21 protein-coding genes and 4 tRNA genes are annotated in these 25,800 nt (G+C 60.1%); 2 read left to right on the top strand and 23 right to left on the bottom strand.

What is annotated here, in order from left to right; genetic code table 11:
• Positions 1-38: 38 nt before the first annotated feature.
• From LOY55_RS10305 to leuC, 13 genes are all read right to left on the bottom strand, one after another.
• On the bottom strand, positions 39-599 hold the full coding sequence (locus tag LOY55_RS10305) for a CvpA family protein (protein WP_109785875.1): 561 nt from the start codon (positions 597-599) through the stop codon (positions 39-41).
• 278 nt (positions 600-877) lie between these two features.
• Complete coding sequence (locus LOY55_RS10300) at positions 878-1,534, bottom strand: SPOR domain-containing protein (protein WP_046026888.1); 657 nt, start codon at positions 1,532-1,534, stop codon at positions 878-880.
• Entirely contained in the window at positions 1,518-2,825 is a 1,308-nt protein-coding gene (folC, locus tag LOY55_RS10295; protein ID WP_223524035.1) for a bifunctional tetrahydrofolate synthase/dihydrofolate synthase, read from the bottom strand. Before folC ends, LOY55_RS10300 begins: the two co-directional genes overlap by 17 nt.
• Positions 2,822-3,742: an acetyl-CoA carboxylase, carboxyltransferase subunit beta gene (gene accD / locus LOY55_RS10290; protein ID WP_109785877.1), complete on the bottom strand. Its 921-nt coding sequence runs from the start codon at positions 3,740-3,742 to the stop codon at positions 2,822-2,824. The genes folC and accD overlap by 4 nt, the downstream gene beginning before the upstream one ends.
• A 207-nt stretch (positions 3,743-3,949) precedes the next feature.
• On the bottom strand, positions 3,950-4,570 hold the full coding sequence (locus LOY55_RS10285; protein WP_223524032.1) for a phosphoribosylanthranilate isomerase: 621 nt from the start codon (positions 4,568-4,570) through the stop codon (positions 3,950-3,952).
• Between the two features lie 63 nt (positions 4,571-4,633).
• The gene (gene truA / locus LOY55_RS10280) at positions 4,634-5,458 is read right to left on the bottom strand and encodes a tRNA pseudouridine(38-40) synthase TruA (RefSeq protein ID WP_046026892.1); all 825 of its coding nucleotides are present in this window, start codon (positions 5,456-5,458) and stop codon (positions 4,634-4,636) included.
• Between the two features lie 246 nt (positions 5,459-5,704).
• A complete protein-coding gene (locus LOY55_RS10275; RefSeq protein WP_223524030.1) occupies positions 5,705-8,356 on the bottom strand; it encodes a FimV/HubP family polar landmark protein in 2,652 nt (883 codons plus the stop codon).
• Between the two features lie 208 nt (positions 8,357-8,564).
• A complete protein-coding gene (locus tag LOY55_RS10270; protein ID WP_046026894.1) occupies positions 8,565-9,575 on the bottom strand; it encodes an aspartate-semialdehyde dehydrogenase in 1,011 nt (336 codons plus the stop codon).
• Positions 9,576-9,813: 238 nt separating this feature from the next.
• Entirely contained in the window at positions 9,814-10,926 is a 1,113-nt protein-coding gene (gene asd, locus LOY55_RS10265) for an aspartate-semialdehyde dehydrogenase (protein ID WP_046026895.1), read from the bottom strand.
• 66 nt (positions 10,927-10,992) lie between these two features.
• A complete protein-coding gene (leuB, locus tag LOY55_RS10260) occupies positions 10,993-12,075 on the bottom strand; it encodes a 3-isopropylmalate dehydrogenase (RefSeq protein WP_046026896.1) in 1,083 nt (360 codons plus the stop codon).
• 55 nt (positions 12,076-12,130) lie between these two features.
• Positions 12,131-12,898 (bottom strand): class I SAM-dependent methyltransferase, encoded by a 768-nt coding sequence (locus LOY55_RS10255; RefSeq protein WP_046026897.1) that lies wholly within the window; start codon positions 12,896-12,898, stop codon positions 12,131-12,133.
• A gap of 156 nt (positions 12,899-13,054) precedes the next feature.
• Positions 13,055-13,699 (bottom strand): 3-isopropylmalate dehydratase small subunit, encoded by a 645-nt coding sequence (gene leuD, locus LOY55_RS10250; protein WP_046026898.1) that lies wholly within the window; start codon positions 13,697-13,699, stop codon positions 13,055-13,057.
• A gap of 10 nt (positions 13,700-13,709) precedes the next feature.
• Positions 13,710-15,128: a 3-isopropylmalate dehydratase large subunit gene (leuC, locus tag LOY55_RS10245; protein WP_046026899.1), complete on the bottom strand. Its 1,419-nt coding sequence runs from the start codon at positions 15,126-15,128 to the stop codon at positions 13,710-13,712.
• A gap of 154 nt (positions 15,129-15,282) precedes the next feature.
• Between leuC and LOY55_RS10240 the strand changes: the two genes are divergently transcribed.
• Together LOY55_RS10240 and LOY55_RS10235 are read left to right on the top strand one after the other, a co-directional pair.
• Positions 15,283-16,173: a LysR family transcriptional regulator gene (locus LOY55_RS10240; RefSeq protein ID WP_046026900.1), complete on the top strand. Its 891-nt coding sequence runs from the start codon at positions 15,283-15,285 to the stop codon at positions 16,171-16,173.
• 69 nt (positions 16,174-16,242) lie between these two features.
• Positions 16,243-19,521: a PAS domain S-box protein gene (locus tag LOY55_RS10235; protein ID WP_109785879.1), complete on the top strand. Its 3,279-nt coding sequence runs from the start codon at positions 16,243-16,245 to the stop codon at positions 19,519-19,521.
• A 53-nt stretch (positions 19,522-19,574) separates the two neighbouring features.
• Here the strand turns inward: LOY55_RS10235 and LOY55_RS10230 are convergent, their stop codons facing one another.
• The 10 genes from LOY55_RS10230 to gltX form a co-directional block, all read right to left on the bottom strand.
• Positions 19,575-20,021 (bottom strand): Hsp20 family protein, encoded by a 447-nt coding sequence (locus LOY55_RS10230; protein WP_046026902.1) that lies wholly within the window; start codon positions 20,019-20,021, stop codon positions 19,575-19,577.
• 120 nt (positions 20,022-20,141) lie between these two features.
• Positions 20,142-21,101 carry a tRNA-dihydrouridine synthase gene (locus LOY55_RS10225; protein WP_046026903.1) on the bottom strand — a complete coding sequence of 320 codons (960 nt, stop codon included), beginning with the start codon at positions 21,099-21,101 and terminating at the stop codon, positions 20,142-20,144.
• A gap of 205 nt (positions 21,102-21,306) precedes the next feature.
• A complete protein-coding gene (locus LOY55_RS10220; protein ID WP_077430540.1) occupies positions 21,307-21,744 on the bottom strand; it encodes a thioesterase family protein in 438 nt (145 codons plus the stop codon).
• A 48-nt stretch (positions 21,745-21,792) separates the two neighbouring features.
• The gene (locus tag LOY55_RS10215) at positions 21,793-22,626 is read right to left on the bottom strand and encodes an alpha/beta fold hydrolase (RefSeq protein ID WP_109785880.1); all 834 of its coding nucleotides are present in this window, start codon (positions 22,624-22,626) and stop codon (positions 21,793-21,795) included.
• A 29-nt stretch (positions 22,627-22,655) separates the two neighbouring features.
• Complete coding sequence (locus LOY55_RS10210) at positions 22,656-23,195, bottom strand: TetR/AcrR family transcriptional regulator (protein ID WP_046026906.1); 540 nt, start codon at positions 23,193-23,195, stop codon at positions 22,656-22,658.
• A 184-nt stretch (positions 23,196-23,379) separates the two neighbouring features.
• Positions 23,380-23,455, bottom strand: a tRNA-Glu gene (locus tag LOY55_RS10205).
• Between the two features lie 80 nt (positions 23,456-23,535).
• A tRNA-Ala gene (locus LOY55_RS10200) sits at positions 23,536-23,611 on the bottom strand.
• Positions 23,612-23,663: 52 nt separating this feature from the next.
• Positions 23,664-23,739: transfer RNA gene (locus tag LOY55_RS10195), tRNA-Glu, on the bottom strand.
• 79 nt (positions 23,740-23,818) lie between these two features.
• Positions 23,819-23,894 (bottom strand) — tRNA-Ala (locus LOY55_RS10190).
• A gap of 284 nt (positions 23,895-24,178) precedes the next feature.
• Entirely contained in the window at positions 24,179-25,660 is a 1,482-nt protein-coding gene (gene gltX / locus LOY55_RS10185; RefSeq protein WP_223524024.1) for a glutamate--tRNA ligase, read from the bottom strand.
• Positions 25,661-25,800: the final 140 nt, after the last annotated feature.

Genomic DNA, 25,800 nt, shown 5'->3' with positions numbered 1-25,800 from the left:
ACGCAACCCCTACTTAATGGATCTGAACTGAACAACACTCACTGAGGCGTTTTGGCCATCGGCAAGAGTTGCTCCTTGAACGGTATCTCAGCGGGTACGCTGATACCGCTGGCAAGCCACTGACTGCTCCACCCGAGAATCAGGTTTTTGGACCAATCAGCGACCAATAGAAATTTTGGCACGAGCTGTGACTCTTTCCACCACCCGTCCTGCTGTACCGGCCCCAGGCTCAACAGCCCGACCGCCACGACCACCAGCAACACGCCACGCGCGGCGCCGAAGGCCATGCCGAGGAATCGATCGGTCCCGGAAAGCCCGGTGACGCGTACCAACTCGCCGATAAGATAATTGATCATTGCGCCCACGATTAACGTGGCGACAAACATGATGGCACAGCCCGTGATCACACGAGCCGACGGCGTTTGAATGTATCCGGCGAGGTACTCGGACAATGAACCACCGAACATCCAGGCAACGACTCCTGCGATGATCCAGGTCACCAGCGACAGCGCTTCTTTGACGAAGCCGCGGCTCAGACTGATCAATGCGGAGATGGCGACGATTGCAACGATCGCCCAGTCAACCCAGGTAAATGGCACAGTGCAGCCTACAGACGGATAAGGCGGCGCATTTTAGCAGAGCCCATGCTTATCGGTAAGCTGCGATTGTCAGTGCATTTCAAATCGGGGCGATAGTATTTAACCGCGCTTAGCAATGTAGCCGCTGGCGAAGCCTGCGTCCGGCTGCGCAGCAGCCGTAAAATCAGGCAACTCGGTGTATCAGGTACACCGTACAGGCAGGTTTTACGACGACTGCGCCGCCGGACGCAGCCTCGCAGGCTCGGCAGCTGCTACAAAAAGAGTCGATTGGTCGCTCGTTAACCGCGCTCAGGCTGGAAGCGCACGACGAAGCCCTTGAGCTTCTTCTGGCGGTCCAACAAGTCACGCAGACGGTCGGCTTCGGCGCGCTCGATCAGCGGACCGACAAACACTCGATTCTTGCCATCAGAGGATCGGATGTAAGCGTTGTAGCCCTGACTGCGCAGGTCTTTCTGCAGGCTTTCGGCATTTTCTCGGCTCGCAAGACTCGCCACCTGAACCGACCAGCTGACCGACAGACCGTTGGCGTCGATACGGCTTTGCGTGGTGTCAGGCTTGCCCGGCGCTGCCGAGATAGGCTGCGACGGCGCGGCAGCAGGCTTGGCGGCCAAAGCAGGCACCGGAGCCGGCTTGGCCACAGGCGCAGGGGCTACACGGGCAACCGGCGCAACAGGTGCCGAAGGCACTTCTTGCTGAGCGATTTCATCATCGCTCGGCACAGGCTCTTGAGGCAGCGCTTGCGGCTCAGGCACCACCACCGGTTCGACCTGAACTTGCGGCATTGCCGGCGCCTGCGGCGCAGCCGGCGCATCGACCGTCACCTGCCGCTGCTCATCCTGCCGGGAAAACAGCATCGGCAGGAAAATCACCGCCAACGCCACCAGCACCAGAGCGCCAACCATACGCTGTTTGTAGGCCTTATCCAGCAATGCCATTTGCCGCTTCCTCCGTGGAGCGCCGAGCCAACCATTCAAGGGCTTCGGCGACACAATAAAATGATCCGAACAACAGAATCTCGTCGTCGCTCGTCGCCAGCGCACACTGACCTTCCAGCGCGGCGGCCACACTTGCATAAGATGTTACGCAAGCACCAAGGCTCTTCAACGCCTTGTGCAAATCAGCGACCGGACGGGCGCGCGGCGAATCCAGCGGCGCCACAGCCCAATGCTGGACACTAGCATTCAATTCACCGACAACACCATCCAGATCCTTGTCAGCCAGCAACCCGAACACCGCCAGACGCTTGCCGGCTGGTGGTCGACTGGCCAAACGGCGAGCCAGGTACTCGGCGGCATGCGGGTTATGGCCCACGTCCAGCAACAGGTTCAGGCGCTTGCCCTGCCAGTCGAACTGCCGACGATCGAGACGACCGACTACCCGCGTCGCTTTCAGGGCATCGACAATCTGTGCATCCACCCACGGCAAACCCAGCAACAAGTAGGCCTGCAACGCCAGCGCAGCGTTTTCCATTGGCAGATCGAGCAAGGGCAAATCACGCAATTCCACGGCGCGCCCCTGCGCATCAAGTCCGCGCCATTGCCAGTTGTGATCGGTAATGCCGAGGTCGAAATCACGCCCACGCAGGTAAAACGGGCAAGCCAGCTCGCGCGCCTTGTCCAGCAGTGGTTGTGGAGGATTCAGATCGCCACACAGCGCAGGCGCGCCCTGGCGGAAGATGCCGGCTTTTTCGTAAGCCACGGACTCACGGGTATCTCCCAGATAGTCCGCATGATCGACGCCGATGCTGGTGACCAGCGCCATGTCGGCATCCACCACGTTGACCGTGTCCAGACGCCCACCCAGACCGACTTCCAGCACCACGGCATCAAGCCCGGCCTGTTGAAACAGCCAGAACGCTGCCAGGGTGCCCATTTCGAAATACGTCAGGGAAGTATCGCCACGGCCGGCCTCGACAGCCGCGAAGGCTTCGCACAGCGCGGCATCCGTGGCTTCGACGCCATTGACCTGCACCCGCTCGTTGTAACGCAGCAGGTGCGGAGAGTTGTAGACACCGACGTTCAGGCCCTGCGCCCGTAGCAACGAGGCCACAAATGCGCAGGTAGAACCCTTGCCGTTGGTGCCGGTGACCGTAATCACCCGAGGCGCCGGCTTGCCCAGTCCCATGCGGGACGCTACCTGTTGCGAGCGCTCCAGGCCCATGTCGATGGCCGAAGGGTGCAACTGCTCAAGGTAGGCGAGCCACTCGCCAAGGGTACGTTGGGTCATAGGTTGGCAGGTACCGGTGGAACCACGATCGGCTCGATTGGCGCAGCGACGAATTTCGGCGTCGGCAGGCCCATCATTTGCGCCAGCAGGTTGCCCAGGCGCGGACGCAGCTCCTGACGGTGAACGATCATGTCGATGGCACCGTGCTCCAGCAGGAACTCACTGCGCTGGAAGCCTTCCGGCAGTTTTTCACGCACGGTTTGCTCGATTACACGCGGGCCGGCAAAACCGATCAGGGCTTTGGGCTCACCGACGATCACATCACCGAGCATCGCCAGGCTGGCAGAAACGCCCCCGTAAACCGGGTCGGTCAGCACGGAGATGAACGGAATGCCTTCTTCACGCAGACGCGCCAGTACCGCGGAGGTCTTGGCCATTTGCATCAGGGAGATCAAGGCTTCCTGCATCCGCGCACCACCGGAAGCGGCGAAGCAGATCATTGGGCACTTGTTTTCCAGCGCATAGTTGGCGGCGCGAACGAAGCGCTCACCGACGATGGCGCCCATCGAACCGCCCATGAAGGAGAATTCGAAGGCCGAAACAACGACTGGCATGCCCAGCAATGTGCCGCTCATGGAAATCAGTGCGTCTTTTTCGCCGGTCTGCTTCTGGGCAGCAGTCAGGCGATCCTTGTACTTCTTGCCGTCACGAAACTTCAGACGGTCAACCGGCTCCAGGTCCGCACCCAGTTCGGCACGGCCTTCGGCATCAAGGAAGATATCAATGCGGGCGCGGGCGCCGATACGCATGTGGTGGTTGCACTTGGGGCAAACATCCAGGGTCTTTTCCAGCTCCGGACGATACAGCACAGCCTCGCAAGACGGGCATTTGTGCCACAGACCTTCAGGCACCGAGCTCTTCTTGACCTCGGAACGCATGATCGAAGGGATCAGTTTGTCTACTAACCAGTTGCTCATGCTTTCTTTCTCCAGTACCGGCGGCTCGAACGCTTTGTTCGCAGCCCCGCGTATGCCCTTGAGCTAAATTCATGTGTGTGGCGATGATTGATCGAGTGGCCGGGTCAGCGAAACGCGACCTGCGTACAACCCGAAACATCCTCAGCCGTGCCTGCTTTGTGCAAGTGAAGTTATGGACGGCGGCAGTCTGCCAGCCGTCACATCAACCTAGCTCCTACGCACCGCTTCTATAAATGCCTGAATCTTTGCGTGATCCTTGATGCCCTTGCTCGCCTCTACCCCACCGCTGACGTCCACGGCGTAAGGCTTGACCCGGGCAATCGCTTCGGCGACGTTTTCAGGCGTCAAACCGCCCGCCAGAATGATTGGCTTGCTCAAGCCCTGCGGTATCAGAGACCAGTCGAACGCCTCACCGGTTCCACCGGGAATGCCTTCGACATAAGCGTCAAGCAAGATACCGCTGGCCGTAGGAAACGCATCGCAGGCCGCCGCGATGTCGTCACCCGCCTTGACCCGAAGCGCCTTGATGTACGGCCGGTTCCACCCTTCACACTCGGCAGCCGTTTCATCGCCATGGAACTGCAACAGGTCCAGCGGCACGGCGTCGAGCAACTCACCCAGCTCGCACCGACTGGCGTTGACGAACAACCCCACGGTTGTGACGAACGGCGGCAGCACCCTGATGATGTCGCGCGCCTGCTGGAACGTCACAGCCCTCGGGCTTTTGGCATAGAACACGAACCCGATGGCATCGGCCCCCGCCTCGACCGCCGCCAACGCATCTTCTATGCGGGTAATCCCGCAAATCTTGCTGCGAACGGCTGACATGTCGATAAAACCTCAGGGTAAATCCGGGGAAGTCCCGGATGGTAACAAATGCATTCGAGGGCGTCAGCCGTCAAGTTCCGTGAAACCGGTCAGGAAGTGTGGGCCGATGTAACGCTCGGGCAATTGAAACTCATCGCGGTACTCGACCTGCACCAGATACAGGCCGAACGGATGCGCCGTGACCCCGCCGGAACGGCGAATGCGGCTTTCCAGCACTTCCTTCATCCACTCCACCGGACGCTCGCCGGCGCCGATGGTCATCAGCACGCCAGCAATGTTGCGCACCATATGATGCAGAAATGCACTGGCGCGGATGTCCAGCACAATCATCTTGCCGTGACGCGTGACCCGCAGGTGATGCAGTTCCTTGATCGGCGATTTGGCTTGGCACTGACCTGCACGGAACGCACTGAAATCGTGGGTACCCAACAGATACTGCGCCGCCTCGGCCATGCGCTCGACGTCTAGCGGGCGGTGGTTCCAGGTGATCTCGTCGTTCAAATGTGCCGGACGGATCTGATCGTTGTAGATCACATAACGATAACGTCGGGCGATAGCCTTGAATCGCGCATGAAAATGCGCCGGCATGACCTTGGCCCAACTGACGCTGACATCGTGGGGCAAATTGATATTGGCGCCCATCACCCAGGCTTTCATCGAACGCTCGACCTGCGTATCGAAATGCACCACCTGACCACACGCATGTACGCCAGCGTCCGTACGCCCGGCGCAGAGCAGCGACACCGGTGAGTCGGCGACTTTGGACAAGGCGTTCTCAAGGGTTTCCTGAACCGTGAGCACGCCGCTGGCCTGGCGCTGCCAGCCGCGATAACGCGAACCTTTGTATTCAACGCCCAGTGCGACGCGGAAAAAGCCGTCGGCCGCCATTTCGGCGGCCGGATTCTCTATATTTGCCAAGGGGTGCAGCCTGCTGATGTGCGCAAAGGCGGGCATTATAAGGCGGCTGGACCGGGACGCCAGAGGCGCGTGTCTTTTGTGCCGCTGCACTACACGTGCGAGCCTCGCTATATAGACAACCACATAACGCGCGAAACGATAGAGTCCCCAGCTCATCACGCGAACAAAAACGGCAGCCTCACCGGGCTGCCGTTTTGTTTACTGCGCAGCGACCACTCAAGCCAGACGCGAAAGCATTTCCCTGGCTTCGCTCTTCTGCCCGGCATCACCCTCGGTCACCACCTCATTGAGGATGTCCCGTGCGCCGTCATTGTCACCCATGTCGATGTAGGCCTGAGCCAGATCGAGCTTGGTAGCGACCTCATCCGTACCGGAGAGGAAGTCGAAGTCCGGCTCGTCGCCTGCAGAGGCCATCGCGTCCTCTGCGGTAAAGCTCGGTTCGCCAATGCTCTGGGACAGACGATCCAGCTCGGCGTTGACGTCATCCAGCTCAGCCTCGAAGGCGTCCGGAAGTTCGTCAAGGCCTGCCACGGTCGGAGTCGGTGCCGGAGCCGCGTCCATTTCATCAGCCAGCGACAGGTCGAAGTCGGCAGGCAATTCCAGGTCATCCTGCGGCACTTCAGGTACAACCGGCAGATCCTTCAGGCCTTCGTCCAGGCTCAGATCCAGCAGGAAGTCGTCTTCAGCGAGGATCGCCGGCGACGGATCCGCCCCCAGGTCCATGTCCAGATCGAAGTCCGCGAGGTCGTCGAGGTTCTCCTTGATTTCGGTTTGCTGCTGCAACACCGATTCAAAGCTCAAGTCGTCATCCAGCGGGAACTCTTCCAGCTCGGTCGACGTGTCTTCTTCTGGCGTAACCACCGCCGGGGAGGTTCCCTCCAGATCGTCCAGGCTCAAATCGAAAGCGCTGTCGAAGTCGTCATCGGCAGCCGCCGGGGCTTGCGGCTCGTCCAGCAGCAGGTCCTTGACGTATTGCGCATCCAGTTCCGCAGCGATAGCCGCGGCAGCCAGGCCACCTGCGGCAACCAGGGCCATGGCCGGGAAACGAGCCTTGAGCTTTTCGACCTGAGCGAAGTTGTCGCCGTTGGCGACCAGTTGACGCTCCTGACCCACGAACGCATCGCGGTCGCCTTGCTGGCCATACACTTCCATCAGCTTCAGACGCAGATCACTGCGTTGTGGCTCTTGCTTGATGCCGTCTTCCAGCAACGCAGCAGCCTGGTTCAGACGACCGGCCGTGATGTGCGACTGCGCTTTGCTCAGCACATCGTCATCACGCTCGGCGGCAGGCGACACCAGGGGTGCTGCGATCGGTGTCGTCATCACAACGGGCGCAACCACTGGAGCAGGCTCTGCTTTAGGAACAGGAGCAGGAGCAGGAGCAGGAGCAGGCGTCGGCGCCGTGGCGAGTTTTACGCTGGGCGGTGGAACTTCCAGGCCTTCAAAGCTGCTTTCCGGCAGGTCGTTGCCATAGGACAGGTCCTGTTCTTCGGACAATGCACGGGCCATGCGCAGATGCTTCTCGGCTTCTTGCTGAGCTTTGCGACGACGCGCCAGCAACAACAGCAAGAGCGCAAGCACCACCGCACCACCGCCGATCAGACCCAGCAGGATCGGATTGGTCAGCAGTTCGTTGAATTTCTGATCGTCCGAGACGGCCGGTGCAGGCTCGATTGGCGTTTCAGCAGGTGCTGGTGCAGGAGCGGCAGCGGCTTCTGGCGCCGGGGCGACTTCAGCAGGTGCCGTCGCAGGGTTGGCGGCCAGCTCGGCAGACATGGCCGGAGCGGTCGCCGCAGGTGCACCCGCGGCGCCAACGGCCTGCATCTTGGCCAGTTGATTGTTCTTCAGCTCGATCAGTTTTTGCAGCTTGTCCAGCTGACTTTGCAGATCGGTCATGCGGCTTTTCAGTTCGGCATTGTCACGACGGGTCGTGTCGAGGCTTTCCTGAGTAATCGCCAGTTTGTTGCTCAGATTCTTGGCATCGCCCGCAGCACCTTTGGCACCCGCCTTGCCGGATTCGGCCGAGACCAGGCTCAACTTGTCCTTGGTGGAGTGTGCGTTGCCGGTGTCAGCGCTACCACGCTTGGTGGCATCGAGTTGCTGCTGCCCCGCTCCGGGCTTGGCCACATAGCGACGCCCCTGGCGCCACGCCTTGTTCTGCGCGGCCACTTCGGCAATCGCCTTTGGCTGCGGCAGGCTGGTAGCTTGAGCCTGCTCGGGCATGCGCAGCACTTGACCGGTTTTCAATCGGTTGATGTTGCCATCGATAAAGGCATCCGGATTCAGCGCCTGGATGGCCAGCATGGTTTGCTGGACCGAGCCGCCATTGCGCGCCTTCGCAGCGATCTCCCACAGAGTATCGTGCGCAGTGGTGGTGTGCTGAGCCGCCGCAGTGGCTCCGGTCACTGGCGCGGTGACTGATGGAGTCGGCGCTGGCTGCGCAGCCGCTTCGGCGGTCTGCGGCGAGAATTTGGACGGATCGAGCAACACGCTGTAATCGCGCAGCAGGCGACCGTTCGGCCACATCACCTGAACCAGGAATTTCACCATGGGTTCGGACAGTGGTTTGCTGGAGGTCACACGCAGGATGCTTTTGCCGCTGGCGTTGAGCACCGGCGTGAAGGTCAAGTCATTGAGAAATGCCTGACGGTCGACACCGGCCTTGGCGAAATCTTCAGGCGAGGCCAGGCTCGGCACCACTTCGGCCGCCGTCAGGTCCTTGATGTCGAGCAACTCGATTTCCGCCACCAAGGGTTGGTTCAGCGTCGACTTCAGGGTCAATTCCCCGAGCCCGAGGGCATGCGCCATACCAGAGGACAGCGCCGAGGCGGCCGCAATTGCTAACACCAGTTTGCGAACTTGAACCATAGCCTCATCCTTTGTTTGAACATTCCTCGGCCAGCGAGAAGGTCTTGATAGTCGCTGCCGTAAGGCGTTGCGCGCAGCGCTGAAGTGTCACCGCGCGCGATCATTTCTTGTCTGCCCCGGAAAGCCCCGCACGGAGGCTTTCTTTCAGCACTGCGGCCAAGCATAGCGCTCGGCTAGAATCATTCTGCGAATTGTTGCCAAGTATCTTTTACAGCTGGTCTTTTATCAACAATTCAGCCACCTGCACAGCATTGAGCGCAGCGCCTTTGCGTACGTTATCTGACGTCAGCCACAAATTAAGTTCCGACAGGTCGTCGACTCCACTGCGAACCCGACCGACATAAACCACGTCCTGCCCCACCGCATCGCCCACGGCAGTCGGATAATCGCCCGCCTCTACCAACTCGATTCCCGGTGCATCTTCAAGGGCTGCGTTGACTTTCGTCAGGTCGACAGCGCTCGCGGAATGCAAGGTCACGCTAAAGCTATCGCCAAAAAACACCGGGGCTTGAATGCAAGTGGCGGAAATCTTTAATAAAGGCAGCGCCATGACCTGACGCAACTCGCGCACCAGGCGTTTTTCCAGCAGCGTATGGCCCTGCTCATCAGGCTTGCCGACCTGGGCCAACACGTTGAAGGCCATCTGCCGATCAAAGAATGTCGGCTCCAGCGGACGCACGTTGAGCAACTCGGCGGTTTGCCGGGCCAGCTCTGTTACCGCTTCGCGGCCTTGAGCGGAGACCGCCAGGCTGGCGGTCACATTGACCCGCTGCAGGTCGATCACGTCGAGCAATGGCGCCAGCACCACGGCCAGTGTGGTGGCCGAAGGGCTTGGGCTGCTGACCTGGAATGGCTTTTTCAGGGTGGCCAATACCTCGGCATTGGCTTCCGGCACCACTTGCGGCGCTTGATCGGCCGGCAACGCACCGGACAGGTCGATCAACGAGCAACCGGCAGCGCTAGCGCGAGAGGCGAAGCTGAGCGTCACCGCCGGCCCGGCCGCGAAGAACACCAATTGGACTTTGCTGAAATCGAATTCGTCGACTTCCCGCACCCGCACGTTCTTGCCGCGAAAAGGCACCGAGTGCCCGGCGGATTCGCTGCTGGCCAGCAAGTGCAGGTTGCCGACCGGAAAATCGCGCTCTTCAAGAATCTGCACCAGCGTTTCGCCGACAGTACCGGTGGCGCCGATCACAGCGATATCAAAGGACTGGGTCATGGTTCTACCTCTGGCGAAACGGGGGGAGCGGCACTTTACCGGGTGGGTGACGTACAGGCAATTCGGCTGGGATCTGCGGTGCCTGTTCCGGCCTCATCGCGAGCAAGCTCGGCTCCTACAGGTTTGGTATCGCACTTGTAGGAGCCGAGCTTGCTCGCGATGGCGGCTTAACAGTCACCCAATAACCAAAAAACCCGCGCCTCTTTCAAGGCGCGGGTTGTTTCATTGCTTCAACCGATCAACGCTCGAGCAGAATCCGCAGCATGCGACGCAGCGGTTCGGCCGCGCCCCACAGCAGTTGGTCGCCGACGGTGAAGGCACCGACGAATTGCGAACCCATGTTCAGCTTGCGCAGACGGCCAACCGGCACGTTCAGGGTGCCAGTGACCTTGGTAGGGCTCAGCTCCTGCATGCTGATGTCGCGGTTGTTCGGCACCAGTTTCACCCAAGGGTTGTGCTGGCTGATCAGCCCTTCGATGTCGGCGATCGGCACGTCTTTGTTCAGTTTGATGGTCAGCGCCTGGCTGTGGCAGCGCATGGCGCCGATGCGCACGCAGATGCCATCGACCGGAATCGGGCTCTTGAAACGACCAAGGATCTTGTTGGTCTCGGCCTGCGCCTTCCACTCTTCACGGCTCTGGCCGTTCGGCAGTTCCTTGTCGATCCACGGGATCAGGCTGCCGGCCAGCGGTACGCCGAAGTTCTCGGTCGGGTACGCGTCACTGCGCATGGCTTCGGCGACACGACGATCGATGTCGAGGATCGCGCTGGCAGGGTCGGCCAGTTGATCGGCGACAGCGGCGTGGGTCGCGCCCATTTGCTTGATCAGTTCACGCATGTTCTGCGCGCCGGCACCAGAGGCTGCCTGATAGGTCATGGCGCTCATCCACTCCACCAGACCGGCTTCAAACAGGCCACCCAGGCCCATCAGCATCAGACTGACGGTGCAGTTGCCGCCGATGTAATTCTTGGTGCCCGCATCCAGCTGCTGGTCAATGACCTTGCGGTTGACCGGGTCCAGCACGATGACCGCATCATCCTGCATACGCAGGCTGGAAGCGGCATCGATCCAGTAACCCTGCCAGCCGGCTTCGCGCAGCTTGGGGAACACTTCGCTGGTGTAGTCGCCACCCTGGCAAGTCAGAATCACGTCGAGGGTTTTCAGCTCTTCAATGCTGTAAGCGTCCTTGAGCGGAGCAATATCCTTACCCACGGACGGGCCTTGGCCACCAACATTGGAAGTGGTGAAAAACACCGGCTCGATAAGATCGAAATCCTGCTCTTCCAGCATCCGCTGCATGAGCACGGAACCGACCATACCGCGCCAACCGATCAGACCTACACGTTTCATCGCAACTACACCTTCTTGAAATGTGGGCCGCTGCTTTGTCTTGAATTTGGCAGCGGGCCCGAGAGATTACAGATTCCGCAGCGCGGCGACTACTGCGTCACCCATTTCCTGCGTACCGACTTTAGTGCAACCCGCCGACCAGATGTCACCCGTGCGCAGCCCTTGATCCAGCACCAGGCTCACGGCTTTCTCGATGGCATCGGCCGCCGACTGCTGGTTGAAGCTGTAACGCAGCATCATCGACACCGACAAAATGGTCGCCAACGGGTTGGCGATGCCCTTGCCAGCGATGTCCGGCGCCGAACCGTGGCACGGCTCGTACATGCCCTTGTTGTTGGTATCCAGGGACGCCGACGGCAGCATGCCAATGGAACCGGTGAGCATTGAGGCCTGGTCGGACAGGATGTCGCCGAACATGTTGTCGGTGACGATCACGTCGAACTGCTTCGGTGCGCGCACCAGTTGCATGGCGGCGTTGTCGACGTACATGTGGCTCAGCTCGACTTGCGGGTAATCCTTAGCCACTTCCTCGACGATTTCACGCCACAGCTGGCTGGACGCCAATACGTTGGCCTTGTCCACCGAGCACAGCTTCTTGCCACGGACCATGGCCATGTCGAAACCGACACGGGCGATACGGCGGATTTCGCTTTCGCTGTACGGCAGGGTGTCGTAGGACTGACGCTCGCCGTTTTCCAGGGTGCGGGTGCCGCGTGGTGCGCCAAAGTAGATACCGCCGGTCAGTTCACGGACGATCAGGATGTCCAGGCCCGCCACGATTTCCGGCTTCAGGCTCGAAGCTTCGGCCAGTTGCGGGTACAGGATCGCCGGACGCAGGTTGCCGAACAGGCCCAGTTGCGCACGGATTTTCAGCAGGCCGCGCTCAGGGCGGATGTCACGCTCGATGGTGTCCCATTTCGGGCCGCCCACGGCGCCCAGCAGTACCGCGTCGGCCGCGCGGGCGCGCTCCAGGGTTTCGTCGGCCAGAGGCACGCCGTGCTTGTCGATGGCCGCGCCGCCGATCACGTCGTGGCTCAGTTCAAAGCCCAGGGCGAACTTGTCACTGGCCAATTCCAGCACCTTGACCGCTTCGGCCATGATTTCCGGGCCAATACCGTCACCTGGGAGAATCAGAATCTGCTTGCTCATGCTTTCCTCATGTCTTCAGTCGGTGCGCCATCAACTGGCGCGCCCGGAAAAATGCTTATCGCTCAGCCCACAGCACCAACACATCGGTACTGAACGAGCCATCGGCTTCTATCTCAAAGTATTCACGTACTTCGTTGCCCATCGACTGCTGCAATTCGCGGATCGCCGCGCGCATCACTTCAGGTGTACGCATGCGCTCAACCCAGGAGGTGTACTCCAGGCGCAGCCGCTGACGCGTGGTGCTGCGCGTGTGCAACCCCGCCTCGCTGACCTGTCGCAACCACTCACCGGCCGAATAATCGCGCACATGGCTGGTGTCACGCAGCACTTCGACGCTCTGCAGGTAAGTGTCGAACAACGGGCTACCCGGTGACAACACGTCAATGAACGCCGCCACGCCACCCGGTTTCAGCACCCGACGAACTTCGCGCAGGGCTACACCGAGATCGCTCCAGTGGTGCGCCGAATAACGGCTGAACACGAAATCGAACTCGCCATCGGCAAACGGCAGACGCTCGGCGGCGCCGTTGACCGTGGAAATGTTGCTGATGCCGCGATCAACAGCAGCGGCAGCGACCACGTCGAGCATCTGCTGCGACAGGTCGTAGGCGACCACTTCCTTGACCAGCGACGCCACGTGAAAACTCACATGACCGGCGCCGCAACCCAGGTCCAGCACCCGGGCATTGCCCTGCCCTGCCAGTTCGGCCTGTAGCAACGCGAACTCAGTGCCTTGAGCGTGTACGGCGCTGCTCAGGTAGGCCGAAGCCTGTTCACCGAATTGCTTTTGTACAACCTGACTGTGTTGGGCGGTGCTGGTCATGGAGGACTTCCTTTTTGGGGTGAGTCTTGGGGTGTTTATTCGGGCCTCATCGCGAGCAAGCTCGGCTCCTACAGGGATTGTGGCGCTCACATAACCTGTAGGAGTCGGGCTTGCCCGCGATGAGGCCAGCCCTGACTACATCAATTCCAATCTTGCTTACGCGTCGCGAAACAACCAAGGCTGGCTCGCACGATGCTTGGCCTCAAACGTCGCAATTGCTTCGTGGTCTTGCAAGGTCAGGCCGATGTCATCCAGGCCATTGACCAGGCAATGCTTGCGAAACTCGTCCAGTTCGAAGCTGTAGACCTTGCCGTCCGGCCGGGTCACCGTCTGGGCTTGCAGATCGACCGTCAACTGATAGCCAGGATTGGCTTCGACCTGCTGGAACAGCTCATCCACTTCAGCGTCGCTCAGGATGATCGGCAGCAAGCCGTTCTTGAAGCTGTTGTTGTAGAAAATGTCGGCGTAGCTCGGCGCTATGATGCTGCGGAAACCGTACTCTTCCAGTGCCCACGGCGCGTGTTCACGGCTGGAGCCGCAACCGAAGTTCTCACGGGCCAGCAACACGCTGGCGCCTTGATAACGCTCGGCGTTGAGCACGAAATCCTTGTTCAACGGGCGCTTGGAGTTGTCCTGGTAGGCATACCCCACGTCCAGGTAGCGCCACTCATCAAAAAGGTTCGGGCCAAAACCGGTGCGCTTGATCGACTTCAGAAACTGCTTCGGAATGATCTGGTCGGTATCGACGTTCGCTCGATCCAATGGCGCGACCAAACCGGTGTGTTGGGTAAAAGCTCTCATGTGCGGTTCCTCAGATCAGTTCGCGAACGTCGATGAAACGGCCGTTGACGGCAGCCGCCGCGGCCATGGCCGGGCTGACCAGGTGCGTACGGCCACCGGCGCCCTGACGCCCTTCGAAGTTGCGGTTGGAAGTCGATGCGCAATGCTCGCCGGACTCCAAACGGTCCGGGTTCATCGCCAGGCACATCGAGCAACCCGGCTCGCGCCATTCGAAACCGGCCTCGAGGAAAATCTTGTCCAGGCCTTCCGCCTCTGCTTGTGCCTTCACCAGGCCCGAGCCCGGCACAACGATGGCCTGCTTGATCGTCGAAGCGACTTTGCGGCCCTTCGCGATCACCGCAGCAGCACGCAAGTCTTCGATCCGCGAGTTGGTGCAAGAGCCGATAAATACGCGATCCAACTGAATGTCGGTGATCGCCTGATTGGCGCTCAACCCCATGTACTTCAACGCGCGCTCGATGGAACCGCGTTTGACCAGGTCCATTTCCTTCGCTGGGTCCGGCACGTTCTGATCAACCGCCAGGACCATCTCGGGCGAGGTGCCCCAGCTGACTTGTGGCTTGATCTGGGTCGCGTCGAGCTTGACCACGGTGTCGAATACGGCGTCAGCGTCGGAGACCAAATCTTTCCAGGCTTCGACGGCCATGTCCCATTCCGCGCCTTTCGGGGCGAATGGACGGCCCTTGACGTATTCCACGGTTTTTTCGTCCGCAGCCACCAGCCCCACACGAGCGCCGGCTTCAATGGACATGTTGCAGATGGTCATGCGGCCTTCGACGGACAGGTCGCGAATCGCGCTGCCAGCGAACTCGATAGCGTGGCCGTTGCCGCCGGCGGTGCCGATCTGGCCGATCACGGCGAGAACGATGTCCTTGGCGGTCACGCCGAACGGCAATGTGCCCTCGACCGAGACCAGCATGTTCTTCATTTTCTTGGCGACCAGGCACTGCGTCGCAAACACGTGTTCAACCTCGGAAGTACCGATACCGTGCGCCAAAGCGCCAAACGCACCGTGAGTCGAGGTGTGCGAGTCGCCGCAGACTACGGTCATGCCCGGCAAGGTTGCGCCCTGCTCCGGACCGATCACATGAACGATGCCCTGACGCACGTCATTCATCTTGAATTCGGTGATGCCGTATTCATCGCAGTAGTCATCGAGGGTCTGAACCTGCAAACGCGAGACCTGATCGGTAATCGCTTCGATGCCGCCCTTGCGATCCGGGGTGGTCGGCACGTTGTGGTCCGGGGTGGCGATGATCGAGTCGACTCGCCAAGGCTTGCGCCCGGCCAGGCGCAGGCCTTCGAAAGCTTGGGGCGAAGTCACTTCATGGATGATGTGGCGGTCGATGTAGATCAGCGACGACCCATCGTCGCGCCGTTTCACTTCATGGGAATCCCAGAGCTTGTCGTAAAGCGTTTTGCCGGCCATCAGACGGTTCCTCATCAGCTTTTTACTATTTTCTATGCCTTGGGTTTTGCACAGTTCAATAACCCCTTGGCTTGTGAGGTCGATCCTAGGGGGTTACATTAAATAACTCAAATTCATATTTTTTATGCTTTGGATAACCAACTGGAATACGACGATGGATCTGGCCAACCTCAATGCTTTTATCGCAATTGCCGAGACCGGGAGCTTCTCCGGCGCCGGCGAACGGCTGCACCTGACTCAGCCCGCCATCAGCAAACGCATCGCCGGCCTGGAGCAGCAATTGAAGGTGCGCCTGTTTGACCGTCTGGGCCGCGAAGTCGGCCTGACCGAGGCCGGCCGTGCCCTGCTGCCACGGGCCTACCAGATTCTCAATGTGCTGGACGACACCCGCCGCGCCCTGACCAACCTGACGGGCGAAGTGTCCGGCCGCCTGACCCTGGCCACCAGTCACCACATCGGCTTGCACCGGTTGCCGCCCTTATTAAGGGAGTTCACCCGGCGCTACCCCCAAGTCGCGCTGGATATTCAGTTCCTCGATTCGGAAGTGGCCTACGAAGAAATTCTCCATGGCCGTGCGGAACTGGCAGTAATCACCCTGGCGCCGGAACCGCACACACTGGTCAAGGCGACGCCGGTGTGGGACGACCCGCTGGATTTCGTGGTCGCCCCGGAGCATTCGCTGATCAGCAACGGCGCGGTCAACCTGGCCGACATTGCCCTGCACCCGGCAGTCTTCCCCGGTGGTAATACCTTTACTCATCACATCGTTCAACGGCTGTTCGAGGCGCAAGGCCTGACACCGAATATCGCCATGAGCACCAATTACCTGGAAACGATCAAGATGATGGTCTCGATCGGCCTGGCCTGGAGCGTATTGCCGCGCACAATGCTGGACGATCAGGTTGCGCGAATACCTTTACCGGGCATACAACTGACTCGCCAGCTAGGCTATATCTTGCACACTGAACGGACTCTATCGAATGCTGCAAGGGCTTTTATGGCTTTGCTGGACGCACAAATCGATTTGCCAGGGACTCAAGGCTAACCTGTGCTACTCCTGTAGAGTCACGAATACCTGCGCTTAACGCCCATTTCCGCCCAAGGCCAGCTGCCAATGCCGAAGTCTGTTGACCGTATTCCGCCGATGCCCCGCATCCAGGCGCTAGACCCCAAACGGTCCGAGTTGAGCTGGGAAAGCGCGCCACAATTGCTCGCCGCCCTCAACGGTGCGCGTCTGGGGGCCTGGTATTGGGACATCGAACGTGGGCAGATCAGTTGGTCGCGCGGGACTCAGGCGCTGTTTGGCTTCGACCCGCACATGCCGTTGCCAGAGGATCTGGAATACCTCGACTTGCTGCCGCCGGAGGACCGGGCGAAAACCGTGCGCGCCTTCCACGCGGTGATTGCCGGAGCCCCGCTGGAGCAGGCGATGCATCACCGCATCCGCTGGCCCGACGGCAGCCTGCACTGGCTGGAGATCAACGGCAGCCTGCTGCCGGATAAAAACGGCCGGCCGCGCATGATTGGTGTCATCCGCGAAATCACCCACCAGCGCCAGCGCGAACAAGCCCTGAGCAGCTCGGAAAAACGCTTCGCAACGCTGTTTCACCTGTGTCCGAACATGGTGTTGCTGACCCGCCAGGAAGACGGCTTGATCACCGAAGCCAACCAGCATTTCGAAAGCCTGTTCGGCTGGCCGGTGCAAAACGCGATAGGCCGTACCACGCTGGATCTGGGCCTCTGGGTTCACCCGGAGCAACGCGCCAAATTGGTCGCAGCCACCAAGGCCAAGGGCGACCTGGTCAGAATGGAGGTGCAATTTCGCGCCAGCAACGGGCAAATCCACGACGGCATCCTCAGTGCGCAAAATGTCGAACTCGAAGGCCAGCCCTATCTGCTGAGCACCTTCCTGGACACCACCGAACGCAGAGTTGCCGAACAAGCCCTCAAGGACAGCCAGGAGCGTCTCGACCTCGCCCTGGACTCGGCGCAACTCGGCACCTGGGACTGGCACATTCCCAGCGGCATGCTCTACGGTTCGGCGCGGGCCGCTCAATTGCACGGCCTGGAAGCCAAACCTTTCCACGAGTCGTTCGAGGAGTTTTTCGAAGGTGTGCCCGGCGAAGAGCGCGACACCATGCGCGACGCCTACCGCAGCCTGCGCGAAGGCCCGGCCGGCAATTATCAACTGACTTACCGCGTTCAACTACCGGACGGCAGTTCGCGCTACCTGGAAAGCCGCGCCCGCCTCTACCGCGATGAAAACGGCGTCCCGCTGCGCATGGCCGGCACCCTGCTGGACATCACCGATCAGGTGGAGCGCGAACAGCGGTTGGTGGCCTCGGAAGAAAAATTCGCCACGCTGTTTCAGGTCAGCCCGGATCCGATTTGCGTGACCCGCCAGGACACCGGCCAGTTCATCGAGATCAACTCCAGCTTCACCCAGACCTTTGGCTGGAGTGCCGACGAAGTGATTGGCCGCAGCGCCGACGAAATTGGCCTGTGGGACGCCTCGGCGAAAAGCCTGCAGCGGATCGAACAGGTCATCCGCGAACAAGGACTGAACAATGTCGCCATCGTCGCCCAGCACAAGGACGGGCAATCCCTGACCTGCGTGATTTCCAGCCGCCAGATCAACGTTGGCGAAGAACCCTGCATCGTCACTACCTTGCGTGATATCACCCAGCAACAACGCTCTGAAGCGGCGCTGAAGGCCAGTGAAGAGAAGTTTGCCAAGGCGTTTCATTCAAGCCCCGACGCCATCACCATTACCGAACGCGACACCGGGCGCTACCTGGAGGTCAACGACGGTTTCTGCCGCCTGACCGGCTATCGCGCGCAAGAGGTCATCGGCCGTACGGTGTATGAGGTGGGCATCTGGGCCGAAGAGAAACAACGTGCGGCGCTGCTCGCCGAGCTACAGATCAAGGGCCGCGTGCATCACCAGGAAATGCTCGGACGCAACAAGCGTGGAGAGTTGCTCACCGTCGAAGTTTCGGTCGAACCCATCACCCTCAACGAAACCGCCTGCCTGCTGCTGACCGCCCGCGACGTCAGCCTGCTGAAAAACGCCGAAGCGCAGATCCGTCACCTGGCCTACCACGACCCCTTGACCAACCTGCCCAACCGCGCCCTGCTGATGGACCGCCTGAGCCAGCAGATCGCCCTGCTCAAGCGCCACAACCTGCGCGGTGCGCTGCTGTTTCTCGACCTCGATCACTTCAAGCACATCAACGACTCTCTCGGTCACCCGGTCGGCGATACGGTGCTGAAAATCATCACCGCGCGACTCGAAGCCAGCGTGCGCATGGAAGACACCGTGGCGCGGCTCGGCGGTGATGAATTCGTGGTATTGCTCAGCGGCCTGGAAGGTTCGCGCAACGAAGTCAGCACCCAGGTACGGGAATTGGCCGACACCTTGCGAGAATTGTTGTCGGAACCGATGTTCCTTGATGGCCAGCGCCTGCAGGTGACGCCGAGCATCGGCATCGCACTGATCCCCGACCACGGCTCGACCCCGACCGATTTGCTTAAACGCGCCGACATTGCGCTGTACCGCGCCAAGGATTCGGGTCGCAACACCACGCAGATGTATCACAACACCATGCAGAAGGCCGCCAGCGAACGCCTGCGCATGGAAACCGACCTGCGTCTGGCCCTTTCCCGGGGCGAATTCCATGTGCATTACCAACCCCAGATCGACGCCCGGGGCAATCGCATTGTCGGCGCCGAGGCACTGGTGCGCTGGGACCACCCGGAACTCGGCGCACAGGCACCTGCCGAGTTCATCAAGGTGCTGGAAGACAGCGGCCTGATTCTTGAAGTCGGCACCTGGATTGTCGACGAAGTGTGCAGAGACTTTAAAAAACTGGTCGACAAAGGCCTGGTCAACCCGCTCAGCTTCAGCCTGTGCGTGAACATCAGCCCAAGACAATTCCGCCAAAACGACTTCGTCGAACGCATCGAACACAGCCTTACCAGCCACGGCCTGCCCTGCTCGCTGCTGAAACTGGAAATCACTGAAGGCATCGTCATCCAGAACCTGGAAGACACCATCAGTAAAATGCGTCGCCTGAAAAAGCTCGGCGTGAGTTTCGCGATGGACGACTTCGGCACCGGCTACTCCTCACTGACCTATCTCAAGCGCTTGCCTGTCGACACCCTGAAAATCGATCAGTCGTTCATCCGCGATGCCACGACCGACCCCAACGACGCCGAAATCATCCGCGCCATCGTCGCCATGGCGCGTAGCCTGGAGTTGAAGGTGATTGCCGAAGGGGTGGAGACGGCGGAGCAATTGGAGTTTTTACAGGGACTGGGCTGCCATTTTTACCAAGGGTATTTGCACAGTCGGCCGTTGCCGGCAGAGGCGTTGCAGAAGCTCCTGAAATGACGGGACACAAACACAAAAAAGGGCGCCGATGGCGCCCTTTTCATTACTCTGCCTTAGTGCTGCAGAGCCGGTTTTTGCGTCCCGTTGATCGGGATGCGCTTGGCTTTCGCCTCTTCTGGAACGATGCGCAACAGATCGATGCTCAACAGACCGTTACGCAGGTCAGCGGCTTTGATCTCGATGTGATCCGCCAGGCGGAACGACAGTTTGAACGCACGCTGGGCGATGCCTTGGTGCAGGAAGGTCACGCCTTCGCTCGCGTCACGTTTGCCACCACTGATGGTCAGCACACCTTTCTCGACTTGCAGGTCCAGGTCTTCTTCCTGGAAACCGGCGGCGGCGACGACGATGCGGTATTGGTCATCACCGTGTTTTTCCACGTTGTAAGGTGGGTAGGTGCTGCCTGGCTCATTACGCAGGGCGGTTTCAAACAGGTCGTTGAAACGGTCGAAACCCACCGAGGAACGGAACAATGGGGCCAGGGAAAATGCAGTAGTCATGGTTCAAATCTCCTGAAAACAACAGCAAGGTTTTTTGTCTCCGCGACCCGAATTCGGCATCGCGTAACCCTTAGATAGGGACCGCTGATTGCATTTCAAGAGATTATTTCGAGATTTTTTTCAGGCCGCTTCCGGGAGTCTCAGGCCCAACAAACGACTGACCTGATCCAGCTCGGTCTCGCGACGCAGGACAGTAAACAGCTCGACGGCTTCCGGATAATTGCGCGTCAACATGGCCAGCCACTGCTTCAAGCGACCGGGGGATTGGCGGGGAGTCATCTGCGCCTTAGCTTGCAGCCAGAAGTCTTGGATCAGTGGTAACAGCTCGGCCCAGGTCATCTCGACGACGGCTTCACCGGCGCGTGCCGCCGCGATTTGCCGGGCCAGGTCCGGACGCGAGACCAGGCCGCGACCGAGCATGATGTCTTCCACGCCGCTGATTTCGCGGCAACGACGCCAGTCTTCGACACTCCAGATGTCGCCATTGGCAAACACCGGCACCTTGACCACCTCTTGCACTCGCGGGATCCACTCCCAGTGCGCCGGTGGTTTGTAGCCATCGGTTTTGGTCCTGGCATGCACCACGATATGCGCCGCGCCGCCTTCGGCCAGGGCTGTGGCACACACCAGCGAGCCGTCCGGGCTATCGAAACCAAGGCGCATCTTGGCGGTCACCGGGATGTGCGCAGGCACCGCACGACGCACGTGTTCGACGATTTCGTTGAGCAGTTCAGGCTCTTTGAGCAGCACCGCGCCGCCGCGAGACTTGTTGACGGTCTTGGCCGGGCAACCGAAGTTCAGGTCGATGACTTCAGAACCCAGCTCACACGCCAGCGCGGCGTTTTCGGCCAGGCACACCGGATCGGAACCCAGCAGTTGCACGCGCAGCGGCACGCCGGAGGCGGTGCGGGCACCGGTCAGCAGTTCAGGGCCGAACTTGTGGTAGTAGGCAGGCGTGAGCAGTTGATCGTTGATCCGGATGAACTCGGTCACGCACCAATCAATACCGCCCACACGGGTCAGCACGTCCCGCAGGATGTTGTCGACCAACCCCTCCATGGGCGCCAAAGCAATTTGCATGAAAAACACACTCGACGAAAAACGTGCGGCAGTTTACTGGTTTCGGCGCGCAGAAGGTATTTCGTCAGACCGGACGGTGACGATTGTGCAGACGCCATCGCGGGCAAGCCCGGCTCCCACAGGGTTAGCATCGTACACAAATCTGTGCCCAGCACCGCCCCCTGTGGGAGCCGGGCTTGCCCGCGATGAGGCCAGCGAAGACAGGTTAGATCGCGACTGCCAGCGCCGGGCCGTAGCCCTCGATGAACTCGGCCGGCATGCGCTTGGGCTTGCCGGTCGACAGCTCGATGCAGACGAAGGTGGTTTGAGCCCGCAGCAAGGTGGTGTTGTCGCTCGGGCGCTTCAACTGGAAGTGTCGGGTCATTTTAAGGCGCTGATCCCAATCGACGATCCAGGTCGCCAACTGCAATTCGTCATCCTCATAGGCCGCGGCCAGGTAATCGATCTCGTGCCGCACGACCGCCATTGCCCGGTCCAGCCGCCGGTACTCGACCAGATCAAGGCCTAGACGCTGCGAGTGGCGCCAGGCACAGCGCTCGAGCCACGTCACGTACACCGCATTATTGGCGTGACCCAGCCCATCGATGTCCTCGGCGCCTACTTGCAGATCAATGATAAATGGCGTTGCCCGATCCCAACTCATGCCCCACTCCCGGTCAGATAATGTCGACCGGGGCAGTGTAACGGATGCCTACGCCGATTGGCGCGATTGCAGGCTGCGACCGGCCAACAGTGATAGCACGCCATCAATGACCCGAGGATCCGCCAGCACCCGCTGATGGCCACCCTCTTGCAGGCGCAACAAGCGGCTGTCGAACCAGGCTTCGTGGATCAGCTGGGATTCCTTGACCGAAACGTAGCAGTCATCCTCGGCATGGACGATCAGACCGGGCATGTCGAGTTGATAGTGCGCCACATCCAGCGCCGCCGCGCGCATGCCCACGTCTTTCTCAACCTGACGAATGAATGCCGAGCGGGCTTTGGGGGGCAGTCGTACGTACTTGGCGAAACCGCGCAGCACCCCGAGAATTCGCGCCGGAGCAGCGATAGTCACCAGGGTCTCGGTACGCAGGCCCAACTGCACGGCGAGCATGGCACTGGCGCCCCCCATCGAATGACCAATGACCGCTTGCAGCGGGGGCAGTTCGGCAGCGGCTTCCAGCATGGCCCGGGCGAACAGAACGACGTTGGCTTCTTCACCGGGTGAGCGACCATGCGCCGGGCCGTCGAGGGCGACCACGGTGTAACCGGCCTCCACCAGCGCGGCGATGAGGCTGGCGAACTGAGTCGGCCGACCTTCCCAACCGTGCATCAACAACACCGCAGGGCCTTGCCCCCAGCGCAGCGCCGAAAGGCCGAAACGCAGCGTGATGCGTTCGGACTTCGCCAGCAACGGCAGCTCCCAATCACGCGGCGGCAGTTCTCGCGGCGTCATGAATGCCAGTCGCATTTTGCTCGCGACCAGTTTCGGGGCGAACCAGCCCAAGGTGCCATTAACGCCACGAACCCACTTCAACGTGCTCATCGCATTCTCCCCAGGCCGCAGCCTTCAGGTCACTGCACCGCAGATTTGGCGGCGCGCAGTAATCGATCGGACAACTCTCCCGGCCCCAGCGCCCGCGCCAGAGCCAAACCACCCACCATCAACGCCATGTCAGCCAGGGCCTTGTCGGTGTCTTCCGGGCTGGCCGCCAACTGCGCGACCATCATTTCCACATGCTCATTGAGTGCGACACGAAACGCGTCCGGCAGCCGCCCCAGTTCACCAACAGAAGCCGGAATCGGGCACGCCGACTCGGAGGAATCACGGTGTTTGCGTGACAGGTAAAAAGCCGCCACCAACGCGCGACGCTCTTCGCCAGTCAACTGGGCGTCCATGTCAGCAATCAGGTCACGACGGTGACCCAGCAATTGCTTGAAGGCCTCCAGCATCATGGCGTCCTTGCTTTCGAAGTGGGCGTAGAAGCCGCCGACGGTCAGGCCGGCTGCGCCCATGACTTCGCCCACGCTCGGCTCTGCCGGGCCGCGCTGGATCAGCGCTGCACTGGCAGCCTTGAGGATGCGTTCGCGGGTTTGTGCTTTTTTATCGTTCATCGTTGCCTCCGAATATTACGACTAGAATATTATTCTCATAATAATTTTACGCAAGTCGTGGATGTGACCGCTGGTCTGAAGAACAGTTTGAAAGAATTAGGGGGATTTGGCCAAACGCCAGACAAACAAAAGGGCCATTCAATAATTGAATGACCCTTATAAAATCCCGCATAGCGGGTAATCGTGGCGTCCCCTAGGGGACTCGAACCCCTGTTACCGCCGTGAAAGGGCGGTGTCCTAGGCCACTAGACGAAGGGGACGCAAAACCTTCTATACAACTGATCAGTGCTGAGAGCTGATCGATTCAAAGTCTGCGTGGCCAGACCTTGAACTGTAAAATTGGTGGAGCTAAACGGGATCGAACCGTTGACCTCTTGCATGCCATGCAAGCGCTCTCCCAGCTGAGCTATAGCCCCGATTTATCGCCTGGCGGCGGAGCAGCATCTTGCGACACTGCTTCTGTAAAACTGGCGTCCCCTAGGGGACTCGAACCCCTGTTACCGCCGTGAAAGGGCGGTGTCCTAGGCCACTAGACGAAGGGGACGCAAACCCTTCTATACAACAGATCAACGCTGAGTGTTGATCGCTTCAAGGCCGGTGTGGCCAGACCTTGAAGTGTAAATTGGTGGAGCTAGACGGGATCGAACCGTCGACCTCTTGCATGCCATGCAAGCGCTCTCCCAGCTGAGCTATAGCCCCTCATCGCTGAGGACGGGGCGAATCTTAATGGCGGATCGAAAAGCTGTCAAACTTATTTTTAAAATATTTCAAAGTTTTTTGCCGACATAACAATCACTTACCGCCGAACCCCGTAAATCCGAGGCCAGATCCGTCCCTGTAGCAGCTGCCGCAGGCTGCGTTCGAGTGCGCAGCACTCGCGATTCGGCCACCCTGCCCTTTCAGACAAAATGTGTAGCGGCCACAAAGGGCCGCTGCGCAGCCCAACGCAGCCTTCGGCAGCTGCTACACGGGAACGGAGTGGATCAGGCGATGTTGCCCAAGAGTTTTTCCCACTCCTTGTTTTCCTTCTTCGACACGCCGCCCAACAAGTCAATTGCCTGGCGCAGACGGAAACGGGTCAGGTCCGGACCGAGGATTTCCATCGCATCCAGCACCGACACCGAGCTGGCCTGGCCTGTGATCGCGGCAAACATCAGCGGCATGGCGTCACGCAGCTTCAATTCCAGCGATTCGACCACTGCCTGAATCGTCGCGGTGATGCTGTCCTTTTCCCACTGACGCAGGCTTTCCAGCTTCCACAGGATCAACTGCATCAACTGACGCACCTGATCGCCCGAAAGCTTCTTGGATTCGAACAATTTGGCATCCGGATTCACGCCGCCGGCAAAGAAGAAACCGGCGAGCGGAGCCACCTGGCTGAAGGTTTCAACGCGGCCCTGAACGTGCGGCGCGATCTTCATCATGTATTCCGGGTTCAGCGCCCAGGTCTGCAGGCGCGAGGCGAACTCTTCCACCGGCAGATCACGCAGCCATTGGCCGTTGAGCCAGGACAGCTTCTCGATGTCGAAAATCGGCCCGCCCAGCGAGACACGGCTCAAGTCGAAGTTGTCGACCATTTCCTGCAGCGAGAACTTCTCGCGCTCGTCCGGCATCGACCAACCCATGCGGCCCAGATAGTTGAGCATCGCTTCCGGCATGAAGCCCATGCGCTCGTAGAACGTCACCGAGGTCGGGTTTTTGCGCTTGGACAACTTGCTCTTGTCCGGGTTACGCAACAGCGGCATGTAGCACAGCTCCGGTTGTTCCCAGCCGAAGTACTCGTAAAGCAGGATCAGTTTCGGCGCCGAGGGCAGCCACTCTTCACCACGCAATACGTGGGTGATGCCCATCAGGTGGTCGTCGACCACGTTGGCCAGGAAGTACGTCGGCAGGCCGTCGGTCTTCATCAGCACTTGCATGTCCATGCGATCCCACGGGATCTCGACATCGCCACGCAGCATGTCCGGCACCACGCACACGCCTTCGCTCGGCACTTTCATGCGGATGACGTGCGGCTCGCCCGCCACCAGGCGACTGGCGACCTCTTCCTTGGACAGCAACAGCGCACGGCCGTCGTAACGCGGGGTTTCGCCGCGTGCCATTTGCTCGGCGCGCATCTGGTCCAGCTCTTCGGCGGTGCAGAAGCACGGGAAGGCATGACCCATTTCAACCAGTTGCTGGCAATACTTCTGGTAGATATCGCCGCGCTCGCTCTGACGGTAGGGACCGTGCGGGCCACCGACGTCCGGGCCTTCGCTCCAGTCGATGCCCAACCAGCGCAGGGCGTCGAAAATCTGCTGTTCGGACTCGCGGGTCGAACGCAACTGGTCGGTGTCTTCAATCCGCAGGATGAACTCACCGCCATGCTGCTTGGCAAAGCAGTAGTTGAACAAAGCGATGTAAGCGGTACCTACGTGGGGGTCCCCGGTAGGCGATGGCGCGATGCGCGTGCGGACGGTGGTCATGGCAAGTCTCGAAATGAAGATAAAACAAAGGGCGAATGGTAACAGGCGATACCCGCCCCGCTCCAGTGAACAGGGCATTTAAGCCAAGTTTGCGTCTACAGAGCGCGTATGGCGTGGTGAATGGCCGAATATCAACCGAT

The sequence above is a fragment of the Pseudomonas sp. B21-040 genome, assembly GCF_024748695.1.
Lineage (GTDB): Bacteria > Pseudomonadota > Gammaproteobacteria > Pseudomonadales > Pseudomonadaceae > Aquipseudomonas.
The sequence above is the reverse complement of the archived record's forward strand: the minus strand, read 5'-3'. Positions and strand labels throughout refer to the sequence as shown.

What these genes read in the sequence shown, in the direction of transcription:
- LOY55_RS10300 (WP_046026888.1), bottom strand. Translation starts at nt 1,534, where the DNA reads ATGGCATTGCTGGATAAGGCCTACAAACAGCGTATGGTTGGCGCTCTG.
- folC (WP_223524035.1), bottom strand. Translation starts at nt 2,825, where the DNA reads ATGACCCAACGTACCCTTGGCGAGTGGCTCGCCTACCTTGAGCAGTTG.
- accD (WP_109785877.1), bottom strand. Translation starts at nt 3,742, where the DNA reads ATGAGCAACTGGTTAGTAGACAAACTGATCCCTTCGATCATGCGTTCC.
- LOY55_RS10285 (WP_223524032.1), bottom strand. Translation starts at nt 4,570, where the DNA reads ATGTCAGCCGTTCGCAGCAAGATTTGCGGGATTACCCGCATAGAAGAT.
- truA (WP_046026892.1), bottom strand. Translation starts at nt 5,458, where the DNA reads ATGGCGGCCGACGGCTTTTTCCGCGTCGCACTGGGCGTTGAATACAAA.
- LOY55_RS10275 (WP_223524030.1), bottom strand. Translation starts at nt 8,356, where the DNA reads ATGGTTCAAGTTCGCAAACTGGTGTTAGCAATTGCGGCCGCCTCGGCG.
- LOY55_RS10270 (WP_046026894.1), bottom strand. Translation starts at nt 9,575, where the DNA reads ATGACCCAGTCCTTTGATATCGCTGTGATCGGCGCCACCGGTACTGTC.
- asd (WP_046026895.1), bottom strand. Translation starts at nt 10,926, where the DNA reads ATGAAACGTGTAGGTCTGATCGGTTGGCGCGGTATGGTCGGTTCCGTG.
- leuB (WP_046026896.1), bottom strand. Translation starts at nt 12,075, where the DNA reads ATGAGCAAGCAGATTCTGATTCTCCCAGGTGACGGTATTGGCCCGGAA.
- LOY55_RS10255 (WP_046026897.1), bottom strand. Translation starts at nt 12,898, where the DNA reads ATGACCAGCACCGCCCAACACAGTCAGGTTGTACAAAAGCAATTCGGT.
- leuD (WP_046026898.1), bottom strand. Translation starts at nt 13,699, where the DNA reads ATGAGAGCTTTTACCCAACACACCGGTTTGGTCGCGCCATTGGATCGA.
- leuC (WP_046026899.1), bottom strand. Translation starts at nt 15,128, where the DNA reads ATGGCCGGCAAAACGCTTTACGACAAGCTCTGGGATTCCCATGAAGTG.
- LOY55_RS10240 (WP_046026900.1), top strand. Translation starts at nt 15,283, where the DNA reads ATGGATCTGGCCAACCTCAATGCTTTTATCGCAATTGCCGAGACCGGG.
- LOY55_RS10235 (WP_109785879.1), top strand. Translation starts at nt 16,243, where the DNA reads ATGCCGAAGTCTGTTGACCGTATTCCGCCGATGCCCCGCATCCAGGCG.
- LOY55_RS10230 (WP_046026902.1), bottom strand. Translation starts at nt 20,021, where the DNA reads ATGACTACTGCATTTTCCCTGGCCCCATTGTTCCGTTCCTCGGTGGGT.
- LOY55_RS10225 (WP_046026903.1), bottom strand. Translation starts at nt 21,101, where the DNA reads ATGCAAATTGCTTTGGCGCCCATGGAGGGGTTGGTCGACAACATCCTG.
- LOY55_RS10220 (WP_077430540.1), bottom strand. Translation starts at nt 21,744, where the DNA reads ATGAGTTGGGATCGGGCAACGCCATTTATCATTGATCTGCAAGTAGGC.
- LOY55_RS10215 (WP_109785880.1), bottom strand. Translation starts at nt 22,626, where the DNA reads ATGAGCACGTTGAAGTGGGTTCGTGGCGTTAATGGCACCTTGGGCTGG.
- LOY55_RS10210 (WP_046026906.1), bottom strand. Translation starts at nt 23,195, where the DNA reads ATGAACGATAAAAAAGCACAAACCCGCGAACGCATCCTCAAGGCTGCC.
- gltX (WP_223524024.1), bottom strand. Translation starts at nt 25,660, where the DNA reads ATGACCACCGTCCGCACGCGCATCGCGCCATCGCCTACCGGGGACCCC.